This window comes from Paracoccus sigandri (genome assembly GCF_003709565.1).
GTDB classification, from domain to species: Bacteria; Pseudomonadota; Alphaproteobacteria; order Rhodobacterales; family Rhodobacteraceae; genus Paracoccus; species Paracoccus siganidrum.
In genome coordinates this window covers 229,781-249,022 of sequence record NZ_QNRC01000005.1, presented here as the reverse complement: position 1 = coordinate 249,022, position 19,242 = coordinate 229,781, and the positions used below count along the sequence as shown (strand labels likewise).

22 protein-coding genes are annotated in these 19,242 nt (G+C 67.8%); 11 read left to right on the top strand and 11 right to left on the bottom strand.

The window, feature by feature from the left end:
* On the bottom strand, nt 1-319 hold a 319-nt coding region (locus C9E82_RS06795), incomplete at its 3' end, for a GcrA family cell cycle regulator (protein WP_280524934.1).
* A 117-nt stretch (nt 320-436) separates the two neighbouring features.
* Here C9E82_RS06795 and C9E82_RS06790 point away from each other — a divergent pair.
* From C9E82_RS06790 to argF, 4 genes are all read left to right on the top strand, one after another.
* Entirely contained in the window at nt 437-1,276 is an 840-nt protein-coding gene (locus C9E82_RS06790; protein WP_240643501.1) for an ABC transporter permease, read from the top strand.
* Between the two features lie 156 nt (nt 1,277-1,432).
* Nucleotides 1,433-2,605 (top strand): aspartate aminotransferase family protein, encoded by a 1,173-nt coding sequence (locus C9E82_RS06785; protein WP_119897751.1) that lies wholly within the window; start codon nt 1,433-1,435, stop codon nt 2,603-2,605.
* Nucleotides 2,598-3,074, top strand: coding sequence for a GNAT family N-acetyltransferase (locus C9E82_RS06780; protein ID WP_119897752.1), 477 nt, complete (start codon nt 2,598-2,600; stop codon nt 3,072-3,074). The genes C9E82_RS06785 and C9E82_RS06780 overlap by 8 nt, the downstream gene beginning before the upstream one ends.
* Nucleotides 3,075-3,192: 118 nt before the next feature.
* The gene (argF, locus tag C9E82_RS06775) at nt 3,193-4,119 is read left to right on the top strand and encodes an ornithine carbamoyltransferase (protein ID WP_119897753.1); all 927 of its coding nucleotides are present in this window, start codon (nt 3,193-3,195) and stop codon (nt 4,117-4,119) included.
* A gap of 97 nt (nt 4,120-4,216) precedes the next feature.
* On the opposite strand, the gene C9E82_RS06770 is transcribed toward argF, so the two are convergent.
* Nucleotides 4,217-5,812, bottom strand: a complete 1,596-nt coding sequence (locus tag C9E82_RS06770; RefSeq protein WP_119897754.1) for a phosphoenolpyruvate carboxykinase — start codon at nt 5,810-5,812, stop codon at nt 4,217-4,219.
* Nucleotides 5,813-6,019: 207 nt separating this feature from the next.
* On the opposite strand from C9E82_RS06770, the gene C9E82_RS06765 reads away from it, so the two are divergent.
* From C9E82_RS06765 to C9E82_RS06740, 6 genes are all read left to right on the top strand, one after another.
* On the top strand, nt 6,020-6,433 hold the full coding sequence (locus C9E82_RS06765) for an HPr kinase/phosphorylase (protein WP_119897755.1): 414 nt from the start codon (nt 6,020-6,022) through the stop codon (nt 6,431-6,433).
* Between the two features lie 29 nt (nt 6,434-6,462).
* Nucleotides 6,463-7,440 (top strand): RNase adapter RapZ, encoded by a 978-nt coding sequence (gene rapZ / locus C9E82_RS06760; RefSeq protein ID WP_119897756.1) that lies wholly within the window; start codon nt 6,463-6,465, stop codon nt 7,438-7,440.
* Nucleotides 7,441-7,473: 33 nt separating this feature from the next.
* The gene (locus tag C9E82_RS06755) at nt 7,474-7,896 is read left to right on the top strand and encodes a PTS sugar transporter subunit IIA (protein WP_119897757.1); all 423 of its coding nucleotides are present in this window, start codon (nt 7,474-7,476) and stop codon (nt 7,894-7,896) included.
* The gene (locus C9E82_RS06750) at nt 7,893-8,171 is read left to right on the top strand and encodes an HPr family phosphocarrier protein (RefSeq protein WP_119897758.1); all 279 of its coding nucleotides are present in this window, start codon (nt 7,893-7,895) and stop codon (nt 8,169-8,171) included. Before C9E82_RS06755 ends, C9E82_RS06750 begins: the two co-directional genes overlap by 4 nt.
* 12 nt (nt 8,172-8,183) lie before the next feature.
* A complete protein-coding gene (locus C9E82_RS06745; RefSeq protein WP_119897759.1) occupies nt 8,184-8,798 on the top strand; it encodes a TetR/AcrR family transcriptional regulator in 615 nt (204 codons plus the stop codon).
* A gap of 85 nt (nt 8,799-8,883) precedes the next feature.
* Nucleotides 8,884-9,288 (top strand): DUF2852 domain-containing protein, encoded by a 405-nt coding sequence (locus C9E82_RS06740; protein WP_119897760.1) that lies wholly within the window; start codon nt 8,884-8,886, stop codon nt 9,286-9,288.
* Between the two features lie 46 nt (nt 9,289-9,334).
* Here the strand turns inward: C9E82_RS06740 and betC are convergent, their stop codons facing one another.
* The 9 genes from betC to C9E82_RS06695 all read right to left on the bottom strand — a co-directional run bounded on the left by betC (nt 9,335) and on the right by C9E82_RS06695 (nt 16,852).
* Nucleotides 9,335-10,828: a choline-sulfatase gene (gene betC, locus C9E82_RS06735; RefSeq protein ID WP_276312089.1), complete on the bottom strand. Its 1,494-nt coding sequence runs from the start codon at nt 10,826-10,828 to the stop codon at nt 9,335-9,337.
* 5 nt (nt 10,829-10,833) lie between these two features.
* Nucleotides 10,834-11,769 (bottom strand): choline ABC transporter substrate-binding protein, encoded by a 936-nt coding sequence (gene choX, locus C9E82_RS06730; RefSeq protein ID WP_119897762.1) that lies wholly within the window; start codon nt 11,767-11,769, stop codon nt 10,834-10,836.
* Nucleotides 11,770-11,855: 86 nt separating this feature from the next.
* Complete coding sequence (locus C9E82_RS06725) at nt 11,856-12,731, bottom strand: 3-hydroxybutyryl-CoA dehydrogenase (protein WP_119897763.1); 876 nt, start codon at nt 12,729-12,731, stop codon at nt 11,856-11,858.
* 146 nt (nt 12,732-12,877) lie between these two features.
* Nucleotides 12,878-13,804 (bottom strand): electron transfer flavoprotein subunit alpha/FixB family protein, encoded by a 927-nt coding sequence (locus C9E82_RS06720; protein ID WP_119897764.1) that lies wholly within the window; start codon nt 13,802-13,804, stop codon nt 12,878-12,880.
* Nucleotides 13,804-14,562, bottom strand: coding sequence for an electron transfer flavoprotein subunit beta/FixA family protein (locus tag C9E82_RS06715; protein ID WP_119897765.1), 759 nt, complete (start codon nt 14,560-14,562; stop codon nt 13,804-13,806). The genes C9E82_RS06720 and C9E82_RS06715 overlap by 1 nt, the downstream gene beginning before the upstream one ends.
* 112 nt (nt 14,563-14,674) lie before the next feature.
* Nucleotides 14,675-15,247, bottom strand: a complete 573-nt coding sequence (locus C9E82_RS06710; protein WP_119897766.1) for a cob(I)yrinic acid a,c-diamide adenosyltransferase — start codon at nt 15,245-15,247, stop codon at nt 14,675-14,677.
* A complete protein-coding gene (locus C9E82_RS06705; protein WP_119897767.1) occupies nt 15,247-15,447 on the bottom strand; it encodes a twin transmembrane helix small protein in 201 nt (66 codons plus the stop codon). The genes C9E82_RS06710 and C9E82_RS06705 overlap by 1 nt, the downstream gene beginning before the upstream one ends.
* A gap of 42 nt (nt 15,448-15,489) precedes the next feature.
* Nucleotides 15,490-16,308 (bottom strand): SDR family NAD(P)-dependent oxidoreductase, encoded by an 819-nt coding sequence (locus C9E82_RS06700; RefSeq protein WP_119897768.1) that lies wholly within the window; start codon nt 16,306-16,308, stop codon nt 15,490-15,492.
* 1 nt (nt 16,309) lies between these two features.
* Nucleotides 16,310-16,852 carry an SH3 domain-containing protein gene (locus C9E82_RS06695; protein ID WP_119897769.1) on the bottom strand — a complete coding sequence of 181 codons (543 nt, stop codon included), beginning with the start codon at nt 16,850-16,852 and terminating at the stop codon, nt 16,310-16,312.
* 148 nt (nt 16,853-17,000) lie between these two features.
* On the opposite strand from C9E82_RS06695, the gene parC reads away from it, so the two are divergent.
* On the top strand, nt 17,001-19,223 hold the full coding sequence (gene parC / locus C9E82_RS06690; RefSeq protein ID WP_119897770.1) for a DNA topoisomerase IV subunit A: 2,223 nt from the start codon (nt 17,001-17,003) through the stop codon (nt 19,221-19,223).
* Nucleotides 19,224-19,242 lie beyond the last annotated feature (19 nt).

Genomic DNA, 19,242 nt, shown 5'->3' with positions numbered 1-19,242 from the left:
GGACCGGGGTGAAGGCGGGCTGCGCCGCCGGGGCCTCGGCCGCGGGCGCGCGGGCCGCGGCCGGTTCCGGCGCGGGCTCGGGGCGCGAGGGCGCGGCGGCCGGCTTCTTCTCGACCTTCTTCTCGGGGGCCGGGGCCTCGGCGGCGGGGGCCGCGGCCTCGGCCGGCTCGTCGTTGCGGTTCGACAGGCCCAGGCGATGCACCTTGCCGATCACCGCGTTGCGGGTCACGCCGCCCAGTTCCTTGGCGATGGCGCTGGCCGACTGACCCTCGGCCCACATGCGCTTCAGCGTCTCGACACGTTCATCCGTCCAGGACATGGCTGCCTTTCCGGGCGGGTCCGACCTGCCGCCCCATCTTGAAACCTGCGATTGGTCCCGTCAGAAACGGGATGCCGAGAAATAGCCGCAGGGTGGCGGAAATTCAAGGACCGCTGAATGACGCAAGAGGCAAAGCCGATGGAACGCCGGATCATGACCGACAGCCCCGCCATGGGGGTGCGCCGCTTCGGGCGGGTGAACTGGCTGGGCCTGCGCACCCTGGCCACGCGCGAGGTGATGCGCTTCATGGCGGTCTGGCAGCAGACCGTCTTCGCGCCGCTGATGACGGCGGGGCTGTTCGTGCTGGTCTTCGCCCTGGCGCTGGGGCAGGGCAGGGGCGAGGTGATGGGCCTGCCCTACCTGGTCTTCCTGGGGCCGGGCATCCTGATGATGACGGTGATCCAGAACGCCTTCGCCAACACCTCCAGCTCGATCACCTCGGCCAAGGTGCAGGGCAATATCGTCGACACGCTGATGCCGCCCCTGTCGGCGGGGGAACTGCTGGCGGGCTATCTGGCGGGCTCGGTCGTGCGGGCCGGGCTGGTGGCGCTGGTGATCGGCACGGGCATGGTGGTCGTGACCGGGGCGGGAGTGGCGCATCCGGTCTGGGCGGCGGGATTCGTTCTGCTGGCGGCGCTGCTGCTGGGCGGCCTGGGCATCCTGGCCGGGATCCTGGCGCAGAAATTCGACCAGATGGCGGCGATCAGCAATTTCATCATCACGCCCCTGTCGTTTCTGTCGGGCACCTTCTATTCGGTACAGAACCTGCCCGCGCCCTTCGACACGCTGTCGCACTGGAACCCGATCTTCTACCTGATCGACGGCGCCCGCTATGGCGTGACCGGGGTCAGCGACGCGCCGCCCTTGCGCGGGCTGGTGATCTGCGGGCTCTGCGTGGCGGGGGTGCTGTGGCTGGCATGGCGCTGGCTGAAATCCGGCTATCGCATGAAAGCGTGATTGCGCGCCGGGAAATTCCGCGCTATGGGCGAAGGCATGATCGCATGGACCGCCTCTTTCGCCCGCTCCCGACGTTGACGCCCCCGCCTGGGGAAACCGTCGCCGTCCGATCACGCCTGCCCTTGCAAATCTGTCATGCCATTCGGGGAATCCGCCATGATTTCGCATGTTCTGCCGACCTATAACCGTGCCCCCATCGCCTTTGAACGCGGCGAGGGCGCCTGGGCCATCGCCACGGACGGCACCCGATACCTGGACCTGGGGGCGGGGATCGCGGTCAACGTGCTGGGCCACGCCCATCCCGAACTGGTGGCGGCGCTGACCGAACAGGCCGGGAAGATCTGGCATGTCTCGAACCTCTACCAGATCCCCCAGCAGGAGCGGCTGGCCGACCTGCTGGTCGAAAAGACCTTCGCCGACACTGTCTTCTTCACCAATTCCGGCACCGAGGCGGCCGAGCTGGCCATCAAGATGGTCCGCAGATACTGGTCCGACGCCGGCCAGCCCGAGCGGATCGAGATCCTGACCTTCGAGGGCGCCTTCCACGGCCGCTCGACCGGGGCCATCGCCGCCGCCGGGTCCGAGAAGATGACCGGGGGCTTCGGCCCGCTGATGCCGGGCTTCCGGGCGCTGCCCTGGGGCGACATCGCGGCGCTGGAGGCCGCCATCGGCCCCGATACGGCCGCGGTGATGCTGGAGCCCGTGCAGGGCGAGGGCGGCATCCGCCCGCTGTCCGACGACGATCTGCGCCGGATCCGCGCGCTCTGCGACCAGACCGGCGCGCTTCTGGTCCTGGACGAGGTGCAATGCGGCATGGGCCGCACCGGGCGGCTGTTCGCGCATGAATATGCGGGGATCGCGCCCGATATCATGATGGTCGCCAAGGGGATCGGCGGCGGTTTCCCGCTGGGCGCGGTGCTGGCCACCGAAAAGGCGGCGAAACCCATGGTGGCGGGCACGCATGGCTCGACCTATGGGGGCAACCCGCTGGCCTGCGCGGTAGGGGCGAAGGTGATGGAGATCGTCGCCGACGACGCCTTCCTGGCCGAGGTGAACCGCAAGGCCGCGCTGCTGCGCCAGAAGCTGGAGGGGCTGGTCGCCTCGCATCCGCAGGTCTTTGACTCCGTCCGGGGCCAAGGGCTGATGCTGGGCCTGAAATGCAAGGTCGCGCCCGCCGATCTGGTGGCGGCCGGCTATAGGCAGCAGATCCTGACCGTGCCGGCGGCCGACGATACGCTGCGCCTGCTGCCGCCGCTGAACATCTCGGACGAGGATATCGCCGAGGCGGTCAGCCGGCTGGAGAAGGCGGCCGAAAGCCTCGATGCCTGACTATGCCTTCAGGCCGGTCCGGCGCGACGATTTGCCGATGCTGGCGGAATGGCTCCGCCAGCCCCGCGTCGCGGCCTTCTGGCAGGATCCCGACCACCAGCTGGCGCTGGTGACCGAGGACCTGGACAACCCCGCCATGCGGCAGCTGATCGCGCTGCATGGCGATCGGCCGGTGGGCTACGCGCAGCATTACCCCGCCCATCACTGGCCCGCCCCGCATTTCGCGCATCTGCCCTCCGATGCGATCGCCATCGACGTCTTCGCCGCGCCGGCGGGCTTCGGCCATGGCGGCGCCTGGCTCAGGGCGCTTGGCGACCTGCTGCTGGGGCAGGCCACGGTGCTGGTGATCGACCCGGACCCGGAAAACCTGCGCGCCATCCGCGCCTACCGGAAGGCCGGCTTCGCGGGCGCGCATGTCGCCCTCGATGCCGAGGGCCATCCCGTCCGCATCATGACGCGCCTGCGATGACTTTCATCTTGGCAGAAATATCCCGGGGGAGCCGCGCATCCGCGCGGCGGGGGCAGCGCCCCCTTGACCCCGCCTCCGCAAGCGGGCTTGCTGGCCCAAATCGCCGAAAGTCACATAGATGAAGCATTTCCTGGATATCCATAAGACCGACAAGGCCGATCTCAGGTCGATCATCGACCAGGCCCTGGCCATGAAGACCGCCCGCAACGGTCGCCCGAAGGGCACGCCGGACGACGACCTGCCGCTGGCCGGCCGCATGGTCGCGCTGATCTTCGAGAAACCCTCGACCCGCACCCGCGTCAGCTTCGACGTGGGCGTGCGGCAGATGGGCGGGCAGACCATGGTGCTGTCGGGTTCCGAGATGCAGCTGGGCCATGGCGAGACCATCGCCGACACCGCCCGCGTGCTGTCGCGCTATGTCGACCTGATCATGATCCGCACCTTCGAGGAGGCGACGCTGCTGGAAATGGCCGAATATGCCAGCGTGCCGGTCATCAACGGGCTGACCAACCGCACCCATCCCTGCCAGATCATGGCCGACGTGATGACCTTCGAGGAACATCGCGGCCCCATCGCCGGCCGCAAGGTGGTCTGGCTGGGCGACGGCAACAATGTCTGCGCCAGCGTCATCCACGGCGCGGGCCAGTTCGGCTATGACTTCACCTTCTCGGGGCCACCGCCGCTGGACCCGGAAGCCGAGGCGCTGGCATTCGCCCGCGCGCAGGGCGTCGGCATCACCGTCGAGCGCGACCCCGCAAGGGCAGTCGAGGGCGCGGACCTGGTCATGGCCGATACCTGGGTTTCCATGCATGATCCGCAATCGGCGCGCGAACGCCGCCACAACCAGCTGCGCGGCTATCAGGTGAACGAGGCGCTGATGGCGCGGGCCAAGCCCGATTCGCTGTTCATGCATTGCCTGCCCGCCCATCGCGAGGACGAGGTGACCAGCGCCGTCATGGACGGCCCGCATTCGGTGATCTGGGACGAGGCCGAGAACCGCCTGCACGCCCAGAAGGCGGTGATGCGCTGGTGCCTGGGCCTCTGAGCAGGTGATCCAAAGGTCGGGCGGCCCTGCCGCCCGGCGCCATGTGAAAAGGCCGCGCCCGGGGCGCGGCCTTTTCGTGTCTGGGGTAAGGCGACGCTCAGCCGATGGCGGCGGCGCGGACCTCGTCGTCGATGGCGTCCAGATATTGCGCGAAGTTGTCGCTGAACATCTGCACCAGCTTGGCGGCCTGCGCGTCATAGGCGGCGCCGTCGGCCCAGGTCTGGCGCGGATCCAGCAGCCGGTCCTCGACGCCGGGCACCGAGACCGGGACCTCGAAGCCGAAATTCGGGTCCTTGCGGAACTGCACGTTGTTCAGGCTGCCGTCCAGCGCGGCGGCCAGCAGGGCGCGGGTCGCGGCGATCGGCATCCGCTTGCCGGTCCCGAAGGCGCCGCCGGTCCAGCCGGTATTGACCAGCCAGCAGGAGGCGCCGTGACGCGCGATCTTTTCCTGCAGCAGCTTGCCATAGACCTCGGGGCGGCGCGGCATGAAGGGGGCGCCGAAGCAGGTCGAGAAGGTCGGGATCGGCTCGGTCACGCCGACCTCGGTGCCCGGCGTCTTCGAGGTGAAGCCCGACAGGAAGTGATACATGGCCTGCGCCGGCGTCAGCCGCGCGATCGGCGGCAGCACACCGTAGGCGTCGCAGGTCAGCATGATGACGTTCTTCGGATGCCCGCCCAGGCTGGTGTCCGAGGCATTGCTGATCGCCTCCAGCGGATAGGCGCAGCGCATGTTGTCGGTGATCGAGTTGTCCTCGAAATCCAGCTCCAGCGAATCCTCGTCATAGACCATGTTCTCGATCACGGTGCCGAAGCGCGAGGTGGTGGCGTAGATTTCCGGCTCGGCCTTGGGCGACAGGCTGATGGTCTTGGCATAGCAGCCGCCCTCGAAGTTGAAGATGCCGTTCTCGGACCAGCCATGCTCGTCATCGCCGATCAGGGTGCGCGAGGGATCGGCCGAGAGCGTGGTCTTGCCGGTGCCGGACAGGCCGAAGAACACCGCCGAATCGTCGGGATTGCCCGGCGCGTGGTTGGCGCTGCAATGCATCGGCATGATGCCCTTGCCCGGCAGGATGTAGTTCAGCAGCGTGAAGACCGACTTCTTGTTCTCGCCCGCATAGGCGGTGTTGGCGATCAGGATCAGCTTCTTGGCGAAGTTCAGCGCGATCACGGTCTCCGACCGGCAGCCATGGCGTTCCGGGTCGGCCTTGAAGTCGGGGCAGTTGATGATGGTGAATTCAGGAGTGAACTCCACCAGTTCCTCGGCCGCCGGGCGGCGCAGCAGGTGGCGGATGAACAGCCCGTGCCAGGCCAGTTCGGTGATGATGCGCACGTCCAGGCGCTCGGCCGGGTCGGCGCCGCCGAACAGGTCCTGCACGAAATAGTCGCGGCCCTTCATGTGGGCCAGCATGTCCTGGTGCAGCCGGTCGAAGGCCTCGGGGGACATCGGCTTGTTGTTGTCCCACCAGATCGTGTCCTCGACATCCGGGGTGCGGACGACGAACTTGTCCTTGGGCGAACGGCCGGTATGGGCGCCGGTCGAGACGAGGAAGGTGCCGCCAAGGCCCAGCTTGCCCTCGCCACGGGCGACGGCCTCGGTCATCAGCGCAGGCTCCAGCAGGTTGTAATAAACCCGGCCGAGTCCCTCGATTCCCTGATCTTCCAGTCGGCAGTTCGGGTTTACGCGGGTGGTCATATGCTATCGCTCCTGACTTGAAGAGACCTGCGACGGTTTCATGACGCAGTATGCGCGGCCTATAGCACGGGGCGCGCATGAAAAAAGAAGCGAGCGCCAACGGTTAGCGGAAACATAACATGTTATCGCAAACAGGGCCTCTGGCGGGCGCTTCTGCACGCTGAATTAACCACTATCGGCCAGAATCGGAACCAGGAGGTGATTCGCATGACGCAGCTGCACGCGACGACAGTGGCGGTCGAGGGCAGGGGGCTTCTGATCCTCGGGCCCTCGGGGTCGGGCAAGTCCAGCCTGGCGCTGCAGCTGATGGCGGTGGGTGCGGTGCTGGTGGCGGATGACCGGACGGATGTCGCGGTGGAGGGCGGCCGGCTGATCGCCCGCGCGCCGCAGGCACTGCGCGGCCGGATCGAGGCGCGCGGCGTGGGGATCCTGGATGCGCCCGTCTCGGGACCCGTTCCGCTGGCCCTGGCGGTCGACCTGGGCCGCGCCGAGGATCAGCGGTTGCCGCCATTTAGGTCACACTCTGTTGCGGGAATGTCTCTGCCTCTTGTGCTTGGGCCCTATCGCCCGCATCTTTATGCTGCATTGCGGCAGCTGCTATTGACCGGACGGGCCGAATGAACGGCCCCAGCCGAGGAAATGAGGCCGAGATGGCTGAGGACGCGACCAGGATCGACGAGCATGACACCGCGCAGCGCGCGGGGCAGCGGCTGGTGCTGGTCACCGGGCCGTCGGGCGCTGGGCGTTCGACGGCGATCAACGTGCTGGAGGATCTGGGCTTCGAGGCCATCGACAACCTGCCCCTGTCGCTGATCCCGCGCCTGCTGGACGGGCCGTCGCGGCCGGCGCCGCTGGCCCTGGGGCTGGATGTGCGCAATCGCGACTTTTCGGCCTCGAACCTGATCGAGCTGATCGATTCGCTGACCCGGAACCCGGATTTCGCGCCGCAGGTGCTGTATCTGGACTGCGCCGCCGACGTGCTGGTGCGCCGCTACAGCGAAACCCGGCGCCGCCACCCGCTGATGCCCGAGGAGGCGCCCATGGAAGGGGTGCTGGCCGAGATCGACCTGCTGTCGCCGATCCGGGTCAGGGCCGATGTGCTGGTGGATACTTCGGAGCTGTCGCCGCACGAACTGAAGGCGGAGCTGGCGCTGTGGTTCGGCGGCCGCGAGGGGCGTCGGCTCAGCCTGTCGCTGCACAGCTTTTCCTACAAGCGCGGCGTGCCGCGCGGGCTGGACCTGATGTTCGATTGCCGCTTCCTGGCCAATCCGCATTGGGAGCCGGACCTGCGCGCCCTGGACGGCCGCGATGCGGGGGTGCAGGGCTTCGTCGCCGCTGATTCCCGCTATGACGAATTCTTCAGCCGCATCCGCGACCTGATCCTTTTTCTGCTGCCCGCCCATGTCGAAGAGGGCAAATCGCACCTGGCGATCGGCTTCGGGTGTACCGGAGGGCAACACCGTTCCGTCACAATGGTGGAAAAAATGGCGGTTGCGCTTGCAGATGCTGGCTGGCCGGTGTCAATAAGGCATCGGGAACTCGAGCGCCGTGTCATGGCGTCGTCCAATTCCGGTGACATTCTGCCGAGTGATTCGGCCCGAATGCCCGCGCCGGAGGCAGGACGATGACGCGATGCGGCCCTTAGGACTTGGTGGAGCGCGTTGATCGGAATTGTCATCGTTGCGCATGGTGGTTTGGCGCGGGAATATCTGTCGGCGGTCGAGCATGTCGTCGGTCCCCAAAGCGGGATCGCGGCGGTGATGATCGAGGATGACCACGACCGGGCCGCCAAGACGGCGGAGATCCGGGCCGCCGCCGATGCGGTGGACCGGGGCGATGGAGTCGTGGTCGTCACGGACCTGTTCGGCGGCTCGCCCTCGAACCTGTCCCTGCCTGCCTGCGCGATGCAGGACCGGACCATCCTTTACGGCGCCAACCTGCCGATGCTGGTCAAGCTGGCCAAGTCGCGGCACCTGCCGGTGCCCGATGCCGTGGCCTTCGCCAAGGAAGCCGGGCGCAAATACATCAACTCCTACAATGTGCCGCTGGAGGCCGTGTTCGATCCGGGAAGCCATGCCAGATGAGCGCGCCGGTCACCCGCCAGCTTGAAATCGTCAACGTGAAGGGCCTGCATGCGCGGGCCAGCGCGAAATTCGTCGATGTCGTGGAACGGTTCAACGCCCAGGCCGAGGTCGAGAAGGACGGGCTCAGCGTCGCGGGCGATTCGATCATGGGCCTGCTGATGCTGACCGCCCCGCGCGGCAGCACGATCCGGGTCACGACCAGCGGGCCCGAGGCCGCGGCGCTTGCCGATGCGCTGGAGGCGCTGGTCGCGGATTACTTCGGCGAAGGCATGTAGGGCCACGGCGAGGTGGTCGAGCGCAAACCCTATCACCACGGCAATCTGCGGCAGGCGCTGGTCGACGCGACCTCGGCGCTGATCCAGGAGATGGGGCCGCAGGCCTTCACCCTGACCGAGGCCGCGCGCCGCGCCGGCGTCTCGCCCGCCGCCCCCTATCGCCATTTCAAGGGGCGCGAGGACCTGCTGGAAGAGGTCGCGCGCCAGGGCTTCCTGGAATTCGCCGACCGGCTGGAACGCGCCTTCGACGATGGCCGCCCGAAACCGCTGTCGGCCTTCCTGCGCATGGGCCAGGCCTATCTGGATTTCGCCCGCGACCGGCCGGGCTTCTACATGGCGATGTTCGAATCGGGCATCTCGATCGCCGGCAATGCCGAGCTGTCGCGCGCCTCGGAACGCGCGCAGGGCGTGCTGCTGCGCGCCGCCGAAACCCTTGCCGAACGCCTGCCGCCCGGCCAGCGCCCCCCGGCCCGGATGGTCGCGAATCACATCTGGGCGCTGAGCCATGGCGTGGTCGAGCTGTTCTCGCGCGGGCGCCCCGGCCGGCGCAGCTCGGTCGAGCCCTCCGAGATGCTGGAAAGCGCCGCCATCATCTATCTGCGCGGGCTGGGCCTGATCTCCGACTGAAAAAATGCATGCCGCCCCTTGAAGGCCGTCCTCTGCGACCCATCTATGTAAATGTGATTAACATTAACATGGAGGGATCACCCAGATGCACAGCGCCTCGCACTCTCTGCCGGGCCATCGGATCATCGACGCAAGCGCGACCGGGCCGTTCGGCCGTGTCCGCGACTGGCTGGACGAGCGGGGCAAGCCCGCCTGGATCGCCGCGATGGTCCTTGGCTTCGTCCTGTTCTGGCCGGTCGGTCTGGCCATCCTCGCCTACATGATCTGGAGCAAGCGCATGTTCGGATGCAGCAAACGCACGCATGGCCCGCGTTATCATGCGGCGCCCACCGGAAACTCGGCCTTCGACGCCTATCGCAGCGAGACGCTGAAGCGGCTGGAGGACGAGCATCGCGAATTCGTCGATTTCCTTCAGAAGCTGCGGGAGGCCAAGGACAAGGCCGAATTCGACCAGTTCATGCAGCAGCGCGGCGACAAGACCGACGCCTGATGTCGCGCAATGACGGAAGCAAGGGCCGGGACGACCGGCCCTTTGCCTATTCGCCGCGGGGGAAGCGCTGGTTTTCCTCCAGCACGTTCAGGTCCATGTGGTTGCGCATGTAACGTTCGGACGCGCGTTGCAGCGGCTGGTGGTCCCAGGGGTAATAGGCGCCGTTGCGCAGCGCCTCGTAGACGATCCAGCGGCGTGCCTGCGACTGGCGCACCTCGGCGTCATAGGCGTCCAGGTCCCAGCGCGCATGGGCCGCCGCCCGCAGATGGCCCAGGGTCGCGGCATGGGCCGGATCGCCGGCCAGGTTGACGCGCTCGGCCGGGTCGGCCTGAAGGTCGAACAGCATTTCGGGATCGGCGGCGCAGGCGATGTATTTCCAGCGCCCGTCGCGCAGCGCGACCATCGGCGCGACGCTGCCCTCGGCCGCGTATTCCATCGCCACCGGCCCGCGATCCGCCCCGCCCGAGGCCAGCGATTCGCCGTCGGTCCAGGGCGCGATCTCGTCCATCGGCAGGCCGGCCAGGTCGCACAGGGTCGGCAGCACGTCGATGGTGCTGACCGGCCGGTCGACGCGTCCCGGCGCCATGCCGGGGGCCGAGATCATCAGCGGCACCCGCGCCGAGCCCTCGAAGAAGCTCATCTTGAACCACAGCCCGCGCTCGCCCAGCATCTCGCCGTGATCGGACAAAAACAGGATGATCGGGTCCTGCCGCGTCGCCTCCAGCACGTCCAGGATCTCGCCGATCTTGTCGTCGACATAGCTGATATTGGCGAAATAGCCCTGCCGCGCCCGGCGGACATGATCGTCGGTGATCTGGAAGGCGTCCCATTCGGCGGCCTCCATCAGGCGCCGCGAATGCGGGTCCTGATCGTCATGGGCGATTGGCTCGGGCGGCTCCAGCTGGGGGATGCCGTCGTAGAGATCCCAGTAACGGCGTCGCGCCACGAAGGGATCATGCGGATGGGTGAAGCTGACCGTCAGGCACCAGGGCCGCGCATCCCCGCCGCGCGCCAGGTCGTAGAGCTTGCGGCAGGCGTGATAGGCGACCTCGTCGTCATATTCCAGCTGGTTGGTGATCTCGGCCACGCCCGCGCCGGTGACCGAGCCCAGGTTGTGATACCACCAGTCGATCCGCTCGCCCGGCTTGCGGTAATCGGGGGTCCAGCCGAAATCGGCGGGATAGATGTCGGTGGTCAGCCGCTCCTCGAAGCCGTGCAGCTGGTCGGGGCCGACGAAATGCATCTTGCCCGACAGCGTGGTCTGGTAGCCGGCCCGCCGCAGGTGATGGGCATAGGTCGGGATGTCCGAGGCGAATTCGGCGGCATTGTCATAGACCCGCGTGCGGCGCGGCAACTGCCCCGACATGAAGCTGGCCCGTCCCGGCGCGCAAAGCGGGCTGCCGGTATAGGCATTGGCGAAGCGGGTGGAGCGTTCGGCCAGCCGCCGCAGGTTCGGCGTGTGCAGGAAATCGGCGGGGCCGTCGGGGAACAGCACCCCCGACAGCTGATCCGCCATCAGGATCAGGATGTTCGGTTGCAAGGTGCTTATCCGCCCACCGCAGCCTCGACCGCCGCCAGACCCGGGTGGCCGTCCAGCGTCGTCACCCCGTCCAGCCACTCGGCCAGCCGGTCGGGATTGTCGGCCATCCATTCCGTCGCGGCATCCTGCGGGTCCATCCCCTCATCCAGGATCTTGCCCATCAGCACGTTTTCCATCGGCACGTCGAAGACCAGCTGGCTCAGCAGTTTCGCGGCATTGGGGCAGGCCTCGACCCATTCCTGGCGGGCCAGGGTGTGGACCGTCGCGCCGCCGAAATCCGGGCCGAACTGCGCGTCGCCGCCCGACAGATAGGTGATCTCGATCGCCTCGTTCATCGGATGGGGCGCCCAGGCCAGGAACACCGTCGGCACCGAGGCATTGCGCGTGACCTGCGCCAGCATCGCCTGTTCGCCGCTTTCGACCAGTTCCCAGTCGCCCAGCCCGAATTCGTCGGCCTCGATCATCGCGTGGATCGACTGGTTCGCCGGCGCGCCGGGCTCGATCCCGTAGATCTTGCCGTCGAAGGCGTCCCTGTGGGCATCCAGATCGGCGAAATCCGCCACACCCGCATCGGCGCCGGCCTTGTTCACCGCCAGGGTGAACTTCGCGCCTTCCAGGTTCTGCACCAGCTCGACGATCCCGCCGGTGGCATCCAGGTCGTCGCGGAAGCTCTGCTGCGCGGGCATCCAGTTGCCGAGGAACATGTCGGTCTGGCCGTTCTTCAGCGCCTCGTAGCCCACCGGGACCGAGAGCGTCGCGATATCGGGCGTATAGCCGAGCGCCGACAGCAGCACCGCCGCGACGCCGTTGGTCGCGGTGATGTCCGTCCAGCCCGGATCCGAGAAGCGCACCGTGCCGCAATTTGCCGGGTCCTGGGCCAGGGCGGGCAGGGCCAGCGCCGACAGCATCAGCGCGGCGGTCGTGGTCGTGAGGATCTTCATCGCTACCTCCAGCGTTTCTTGATTGTCTGACCAGTCAACTTTGGCCTGTCATATCATGCGCGTCTGAAAACGACCAATCGCGGCACTCAACGCGTCGGAACCGGCACCTCGCCGCGGTAATCGTAGAAGCCGCGGCCGGTCTTGCGGCCCAGCCAGCCGGCCTCGACATATTTCGTCAGAAGCGGGCAGGGGCGGTATTTCGTGTCGGCCAGCCCGTCATGCAGCACGTTCATGATCGCAAGGCAGGTGTCCAGCCCGATGAAATCGGCCAGCTCCAGCGGCCCCATCGGGTGGTTGGCGCCCAGCTTCATCGATTCGTCGATCGACTTCACGCTGCCGACCCCTTCATAGAGCGTATAGACCGCCTCGTTGATCATCGGCATCAGGATGCGGTTGACGATGAAGGCGGGGAAATCCTCGGCGCTGGCGGCGGTCTTGCCCAGCCTTTCGACGACCTCGTGCAGGGTCTTGTAGGTTTCCTCGTCGGTGGCGATGCCGCGGATCAGCTCGACCAGCTGCATGACCGGCACCGGGTTCATGAAGTGGAAGCCCATGAACTTCTCGGGCCGGTCGGTGCGGCTGGCCAGCCGGGTGATCGAGATCGACGAGGTGTTCGAGGTCAGGATCGTGTTCGGCTTCAGATGCGGCAGCAGGTCCTCGAAGATCGCCTGCTTGACGGTCTCGCGCTCGGTCGCGGCCTCGATCACCAGGTCGGTCTGGCCCAGCTCGGCCAGGTTAAGCGTGGTGCGGATCCGGCCAAGCGCGGCCTTCTTGTCCTCGGCGCTGATCTTCCCGCGGCTGACCTGGCGTTCCAGGTTCCGGTCGATCAGCGCCAGGGCCTTGTCCAGCGCCTCCTGGCTGATGTCGTTCAGCAGGATATCATAGCCCGCAAGGGCGAAGACATGGGCGATGCCGTTGCCCATCTGTCCCGCGCCGATCACGCCAACCGTCTGAACCGCCATGCTTGCCCCCATTCTTCGATCGTCGCGACGATAGGGCGGGCCGGGGGATGCTGCAATGCAAAACCGCCCCCGGAGCCGGGGGCGGTTGGCCACCGGGGCTTGGGCCCGGCGGTCGGTGCTTGGGTATTTGGGCAACGAAGAAGCGGTCAGAGCTTTTCGGTGAGTTCGGGGACGGTTGTGAAGAGGTCTCCGACGAGGCCGTAATCGGCGATCTGGAAGATCGGGGCTTCCTCGTCCTTGTTGATCGCGACGATCACTTTCGAGTCCTTCATGCCGGCCAGGTGCTGGATGGCGCCCGAGATGCCGACCGCCACGTAGAGCTCGGGGGCGACGACCTTGCCGGTCTGGCCGACCTGCCAGTCGTTCGGGGCATAGCCGCTGTCGACCGCCGCGCGCGAGGCGCCGACCGCGGCGCCGAGCTTGTCGGCAAGCGCCTCGATGATCGCGAAGTCCTCCTTGGAGCCCACGCCGCGGCCGCCCGAGACCACCCGGCCGGCCGAGGTCAGCTCGGGGCGGTCGCTCTCGGCCACCTCGTCGGCGACCCAGGACGACAGGCCCGGATCCTCGGCCAGCGCGGCCTCGGTGACCGGGGCGCTGCCGCCGTCGGGGGCCGCGTCGAAGCTGGCGGTGCGGATGGTCAGCACCTTCTTCGCGTCGCGCGAGCGCACCACCTGGATGGCGTTGCCGGCATAGACCGGGCGCTCGAAGGTGTCGGCATCGACGATCTTCGAGACGTCCGGGATCACCATCACGTCCAGCAGCGCCGCCACCCGCGGCATCACGTTCTTCGCATCCGTGGTCGAGGGCGCGACGATATGGTCGTAGTCCCCCGCCAGCGACAGGATCAGCGCCGCGGTCGGCTCGGCCAGGCGGTGGCCGTAGCGCGCATCCTCGGCCACCAGGACCTTGGCCACGCCGGCGATCGTCGCGGCCTGGGCGGCGGCGTCCTTCGCATGGGCGCCGGCGCAGAGCAGCACCACCTCGCCCAAGCTCTTGACCGCGCCCACCGCCTTGGCCGTGGCGTCGCGGTTCAGCTCGCCATTGGTGACTTCACCCAACAGAAGAACGGCCATCAGAGCACCCCCGCTTCTTTCAGTTTCCCCACCAGTTCGTCGACCGAGCCGACCTTGATCCCGGCCTTGCGGCCCTCGGGTTCGCGGGTGGTCACGATCTCCAGCCGCGGGGCGGTATCGACGCCGTAATCGGCGGCCGTCTTCTCCTCCAGCGGCTTCTTCTTCGCCTTCATGATGTTCGGAAGGCTGGCATAGCGCGGCTCGTTCAGGCGCAGGTCGGCCGTCACGATCGCCGGCAGCCTGACCTCGATGGTCTGCAACCCCCCGTCGACCTCGCGGGTGACTTTCGCCGCCTCGCCCGCGATCTCGATCTTCGAGGCGAATGCCGCCTGGCCCCAGCCCAGGAGCGCCGCCAGCATCTGGCCGGTCGCGTTCATGTCGTTGTCGATCGCCTGCTTGCCGGCGATGACCAGCTTCGGCTGTTCCTCGTCGATCACCGCCTTGAGGATCTTCGCCACCGCCAGGGGCTCGATGTCCTGGTGCACGTCATCGGCCGCGACCACCAGGATCGCCCGGTCCGCGCCCATCGCCAGCGCCGTGCGCAGCGTCTCGGCCGCCTGCTTGACGCCAATGCTGACCGCCACCACCTCCGAGGCCGCGCCCTTCTCCTTCAGACGGATCGCCTCCTCGACCGCGATCTCGTCGAACGGGTTCATCGACATCTTCACATTCGCAAGATCAACGCCCGAACCATCCGCCCGAACACGGGCCTTAACGTTGTAGTCGATCACGCGCTTGACCGGCACCAGAACCTTCATCGGCTCCTCTCCCTTTGGTTTGCGTTCTTCGTCGGGGGCAAGTGTTAGCGGCAGGTTGCTGGCTTGCACAGGTCAAAATCGGCATTCGACGCTGCGTTTGCGAATGCGGGCGCTAACGGCTGGCCCCGGGGACCCACAGGACGTCTTTCGTCCCGTTTTCATTGGCTTGCCGGGCGGCCACGAAGAGCCAGTCCGACAGCCGGTTCAGATAGCGGATGGCGGCGGGATTCGCATCCCCGCCAGCCGCCAGTTCGGTGGCGCGGCGCTCGGCCCGGCGGGCGACGGTGCGCGCCTGGTGCAGATGCGCCGAAAGCGTCGAGCCGCCGGGCAGGATGAAGCTGCGCAGCGGCTGCAGGTCGGCATTCATGGCGTCGATCTCGGATTCCAGCCGGGCCACCTGCGCGTCGATGATGCGCAGCACCGGATAGCCGGCCTGGTCGTCCGCGGCCATGTTCGGCCGCGACAGGTCGGCGCCCAGGTCGAACAGGTCGTTCTGGATCACCGCCAGCTGCGCGGCCGTCGCCCCCTCGGCATGCAGGCCGCACAGGCCGAGGACCGAGTTCAGCTCGTCCACGGTGCCGTATGCCTCGACCCGCGGGTCGTGCTTGGCCACGCGGCTGCCATCCGACAGCGCCGTGTCGCCCTTGTCGCCGGTGCGGGTATAGATCTTGTTCAGGACGACCATCAGTGCCCCCTTGCCCAGATGAACAGCAGGATCAGCACCACCGCGACGGCCTGCGCGATGATCCGCCAGCGCATCATGCGGTTGCCGTGCTTGCGGTTGAATTCGCCGCCCCGCGCGAAGCCGCCGATCCCGGTCATCAGGATCACCAGAACCACCAGCCCCGCAAGCACGATCAGGATGAAGAGCGGTTTGTCTGGCATGGAAACCACCTTTCCAGGGGGACTTTCGCGATTCGCTGGACCCTAGCTGCGCCGGGCGAACCAGTCCAGTGCGCGCGTGGGCAAGATGCGCCGGGCGATCCCCGAAAGCCGCGTCGGCGTGGTGACGTAATAGCGCGGCGCCGGGTTTCGCACGGTCAGGGCGGTCAGGATCCGGTCGCTGACCGCGCCGGGGGGCAGCTCGAACCGGTCCTTGCCCGAGGGCTCGTAGAGCCGTTTCAGCAGGCTGGCGCGATAGTCATCGGCGCGCGGGCTGGCCTGCCAGTCCACCCAGCGCTCGAAATGCGGGATGGCGTTTTCGCGGATGCGGCTGGTGATCGGGCCGGGCTCGATCAGCACGACCTTGACCGGGGTGCCGTGCATTTCCAGCCGCAGCACGTCGGTCAGCCCCTCCAGCGCGAATTTCGTCGCCACATAGGGGCCGCGCCAGGGGATGCCGACCAGCCCCAGGACCGAGCTGATATTCACGATCCGCCCCCCGTGCCGGCGGAAATGCGGGATCAGCCGCACGGTCAGGTCATGGGTGCCGAACAGGTTGGCCTCGAAGATCGCGCGCAGGGCGCCGCGCGGCATGTCCTCGACCGCGCCGGGCAGGGCGAAGGCGGCATTGTTGACCAGCGCGTCCAGCGGCCCGTCCGCCAGCACCCGTTCCGCAAGCAGCATCACGCTGGTCGGGTCGGACAGTTCCAGCGGCAGGCAGTCGATCCCCTCGTCGCGGCGCGCGGCGATGTCCTCGGGGCGGCGGCAGGTGGCGACGACCTGCCAGCCCGCGTCCCTCAGCCGGCGCGCGGCATCCAGCCCGATGCCCGACGAGCATCCCGTGATCAGCACCCGGCCGGTCATCTCAGTTCGCCGACCCCGACAGGAACTGCCCCGAGACATAGCCGACCTGACCGCCCGGCGCGCGGATATTGACCCATGCGGCGTCGGTCGGCCCCAGCGCCTCGACCGCCGTGCCCGCGGTCAGCGCGGTCAGCACCGCATCGCCCGTCGAGGGCCCCGCCCGCATGTTCACCCGGCTGCCGGTGACATAGAGGATCGGCCCCTCGGCGCCCGCCGGGGGCTGGCCTGCCGCAGGCTGGGGCGCCTGCCCGGCATGTTCGGGCGAGGGTTCCAGCGGCGGGCCGGGAAAGCGCTGGACCTGTTCGGGCGTCTGCGAGCTGGCCTGGACCAGGTCGGCGGGCGGCTCGCCCTCGGCCCCGGTGCCGGCGCCTTCGCCAAGCGCCTCGGCCAGCGTGCCTTCCTCGGCCGGGGGGGCGGGGGGCGCGGCGGTTGCGGGTTCCGGGACCTGCGACGCGATCGGCCGCGCGCCGGGATCGCCGAAGGCCGCAAGCAGCACATAGAAGCCGGCCAGCGTCGCCGCGATCAGCAGGAACAGTCGAATCATCGTCCGATAACACCCCCTCCAGGCCCCACGTCTTTCCGTTTAGCGCAGGTCGGCGCCCAACGCTACGACCGGCGGCTTCGTTCCGCCGCGGCAGGGTGGGGGAAATTCCGTCTGGACCGGCGGCGCGCGTGGGAATATCCAAGGCGGCATGTCCGACGAAATGCCCCTCGACCCCGAACAGAACACGCAGGCCGAACCGCTCAGCCGCGCCATCGGCGAGCGTTACCTGACCTATGCGCTGTCCACGATCATGCACCGCGCGCTGCCCGATGCCCGCGACGGGCTGAAGCCGGTGCATCGCCGCATCCTCTATGCGATGCGCGAATTGCGGCTGGCCCCCAACGGCGCCTTCCGCAAGTCGGCCAAGATCACCGGCGACGTGATGGGCAACTATCACCCCCATGGCGATGCGGCGATCTATGACGCGATGGCGCGGCTGGCGCAGGATTTCGCCATGCGCTATCCGCTGGTGGACGGGCAGGGGAACTTCGGCAATATCGACGGCGACAACCCGGCCGCCGCCCGCTATACCGAGGCGCGCCTGGCGCAGACCTCCGAGGCGCTGATGGACGGGCTGGCCGAGGATTCGGTCGATTTCCGCCCCAATTACGACGGCACGCTGACCGAACCCATCGTGCTGCCCTCGGCCTTCCCGAACCTTCTGGCCAATGGCGCCTCGGGGATCGCGGTGGGGATGGCGACGAACATCCCGCCCCACAACCTGCACGAGGTCATCGACGCCTGCCTGCACCTGATCAAGACGCCCGACGCGCGCGACGACACGCTGGCGGGCATCATCCAGGGGCCCGATTTCCCGACCGGCGGCGTCATCGTCGAAAGCCGCGAAACCATCGCCGAGACCTATCGCACCGGCCGCGGCGCCTTCCGGATCCGCGCGAAATGGGAACAGGAGGATCTGGGCCGCGGGCAATGGCAGGTCGTCGTCACCCAGATCCCCTACCAGGTTCAGAAATCCAAGCTGATCGAGCGCCTGGCCGAGCTGATCCAGACCCGCCGCATCCCGATCCTGGCCGATGTGCGCGACGAATCCGCCGAGGATATCCGCATCGTGCTGGAGCCGAGGACCCGCAGCGTCGACCCCGAGCAGCTGATGGCGGCGCTGTTCAAGGTCAGCGACCTGGAGATCCGCTTCAGCCTGAACATGAACGTGCTGATCGACGGGCGGGTGCCGAAGGTCTGCAGCCTCAAGGAGGTCCTGCGCGCCTTCCTGGACCACCGCCGCGAGGTACTGGTGCGCCGCGCGAATTTCCGGCTGGAGAAGATCGCCGCCCGGCTGGAGGTGCTGGAAGGCTACCTGGTCGCCTATCTGAACCTCGACCGGGTGATCGAGATCATCCGCCACGAGGACGAGCCGAAGGCGGTGATGATGGCCGAATTCGGCCTGTCCGACGTGCAGGTCGAGGCGATCCTGAACATGCGCCTGCGCGCCCTGCGCAAGCTGGAAGAGATCGAGCTGCGCGCCGAGCGCGACGCCCTGCTTGAGGAACGCGAGGGGCTGCAGGCCATGCTGGCCGACGAGGGCGCGCAATGGGCCCGCGTCACCGAGCAGCTGAAGGACGTGCGCAACCAGTTCGGCAAGTCGACGCCCGAGGGCCAGCGCCGCACCCTGATCTCGGAAGCCGCCGAGGTCGCCCCGGTCGACCTCGACTCGATGATCGAGCGCGAGCCGCTGACCGTGATCCTCTCGAAGATGGGCTGGATCCGCGCCATGAAGGGGCACCAGCCGCTGGAGGCCGAGGTCAAGTTCAAGGATGGCGACGGGCCGGGCCTGGCGCTTCATGCCGAGACGACCGACAAGCTGATGGTCTTCGCCTCGAACGGGCGCTTCTATACCCTGCCGGCGAACAACCTGCCCGGCGGCCGCGGCATGGGCGAGCCGCTGCGTCTGATGATCGACCTGCCCAACGAGGCCGAGGTGATCGCCGTCTTCCCCTGGCGCGAGGGCGAGAAATACCTGGTCGCCTCGAAGGCCGGTGACGGCTTCGTCGTGGGCGCGGGCGACATCCTGGCGCAGACGAAATCCGGCAAGCAGGTCCTGAACGGCGAGGCGCTGCTGTGCCGCCCGGTCAGCGGCGACCATGTCGCCGTGGTCGGCGAGAACCGCAAGCTGCTGGTCTTCCCGCTGGCCGAATTGCCGGAAATGGGCCGCGGCAAGGGCGTCCGGCTGCAGAAGTTCAAGGATGGCGGGCTGTCCGACGCGATCTGCCTGACGCTGGCCGAGGGGCTCAGCTGGCCGATGGGCGGCGGCAAGACCCGCACCGAGCCGGACCTGTCCGAATGGCTGGGCAAGCGCGCCAGCGCCGGGCGCATGGCGCCGCGCGGCTTCCCGCGCGACAACCGCTTCGCCTGATCGGCGCCGCGACGGATGG

What these genes read in the sequence shown, in the direction of transcription:
- C9E82_RS06790 (WP_240643501.1), top strand. Translation starts at nt 437, where the DNA reads ATGACGCAAGAGGCAAAGCCGATGGAACGCCGGATCATGACCGACAGC.
- C9E82_RS06785 (WP_119897751.1), top strand. Translation starts at nt 1,433, where the DNA reads ATGATTTCGCATGTTCTGCCGACCTATAACCGTGCCCCCATCGCCTTT.
- C9E82_RS06780 (WP_119897752.1), top strand. Translation starts at nt 2,598, where the DNA reads ATGCCTGACTATGCCTTCAGGCCGGTCCGGCGCGACGATTTGCCGATG.
- argF (WP_119897753.1), top strand. Translation starts at nt 3,193, where the DNA reads ATGAAGCATTTCCTGGATATCCATAAGACCGACAAGGCCGATCTCAGG.
- C9E82_RS06770 (WP_119897754.1), bottom strand. Translation starts at nt 5,812, where the DNA reads ATGACCACCCGCGTAAACCCGAACTGCCGACTGGAAGATCAGGGAATC.
- C9E82_RS06765 (WP_119897755.1), top strand. Translation starts at nt 6,020, where the DNA reads ATGACGCAGCTGCACGCGACGACAGTGGCGGTCGAGGGCAGGGGGCTT.
- rapZ (WP_119897756.1), top strand. Translation starts at nt 6,463, where the DNA reads ATGGCTGAGGACGCGACCAGGATCGACGAGCATGACACCGCGCAGCGC.
- C9E82_RS06750 (WP_119897758.1), top strand. Translation starts at nt 7,893, where the DNA reads ATGAGCGCGCCGGTCACCCGCCAGCTTGAAATCGTCAACGTGAAGGGC.
- C9E82_RS06740 (WP_119897760.1), top strand. Translation starts at nt 8,884, where the DNA reads ATGCACAGCGCCTCGCACTCTCTGCCGGGCCATCGGATCATCGACGCA.
- choX (WP_119897762.1), bottom strand. Translation starts at nt 11,769, where the DNA reads ATGAAGATCCTCACGACCACGACCGCCGCGCTGATGCTGTCGGCGCTG.
- C9E82_RS06725 (WP_119897763.1), bottom strand. Translation starts at nt 12,731, where the DNA reads ATGGCGGTTCAGACGGTTGGCGTGATCGGCGCGGGACAGATGGGCAAC.
- C9E82_RS06720 (WP_119897764.1), bottom strand. Translation starts at nt 13,804, where the DNA reads ATGGCCGTTCTTCTGTTGGGTGAAGTCACCAATGGCGAGCTGAACCGC.
- C9E82_RS06715 (WP_119897765.1), bottom strand. Translation starts at nt 14,562, where the DNA reads ATGAAGGTTCTGGTGCCGGTCAAGCGCGTGATCGACTACAACGTTAAG.
- C9E82_RS06710 (WP_119897766.1), bottom strand. Translation starts at nt 15,247, where the DNA reads ATGGTCGTCCTGAACAAGATCTATACCCGCACCGGCGACAAGGGCGAC.
- C9E82_RS06705 (WP_119897767.1), bottom strand. Translation starts at nt 15,447, where the DNA reads ATGCCAGACAAACCGCTCTTCATCCTGATCGTGCTTGCGGGGCTGGTG.
- C9E82_RS06700 (WP_119897768.1), bottom strand. Translation starts at nt 16,308, where the DNA reads ATGACCGGCCGGGTGCTGATCACGGGATGCTCGTCGGGCATCGGGCTG.
- C9E82_RS06695 (WP_119897769.1), bottom strand. Translation starts at nt 16,852, where the DNA reads ATGATTCGACTGTTCCTGCTGATCGCGGCGACGCTGGCCGGCTTCTAT.
- parC (WP_119897770.1), top strand. Translation starts at nt 17,001, where the DNA reads ATGTCCGACGAAATGCCCCTCGACCCCGAACAGAACACGCAGGCCGAA.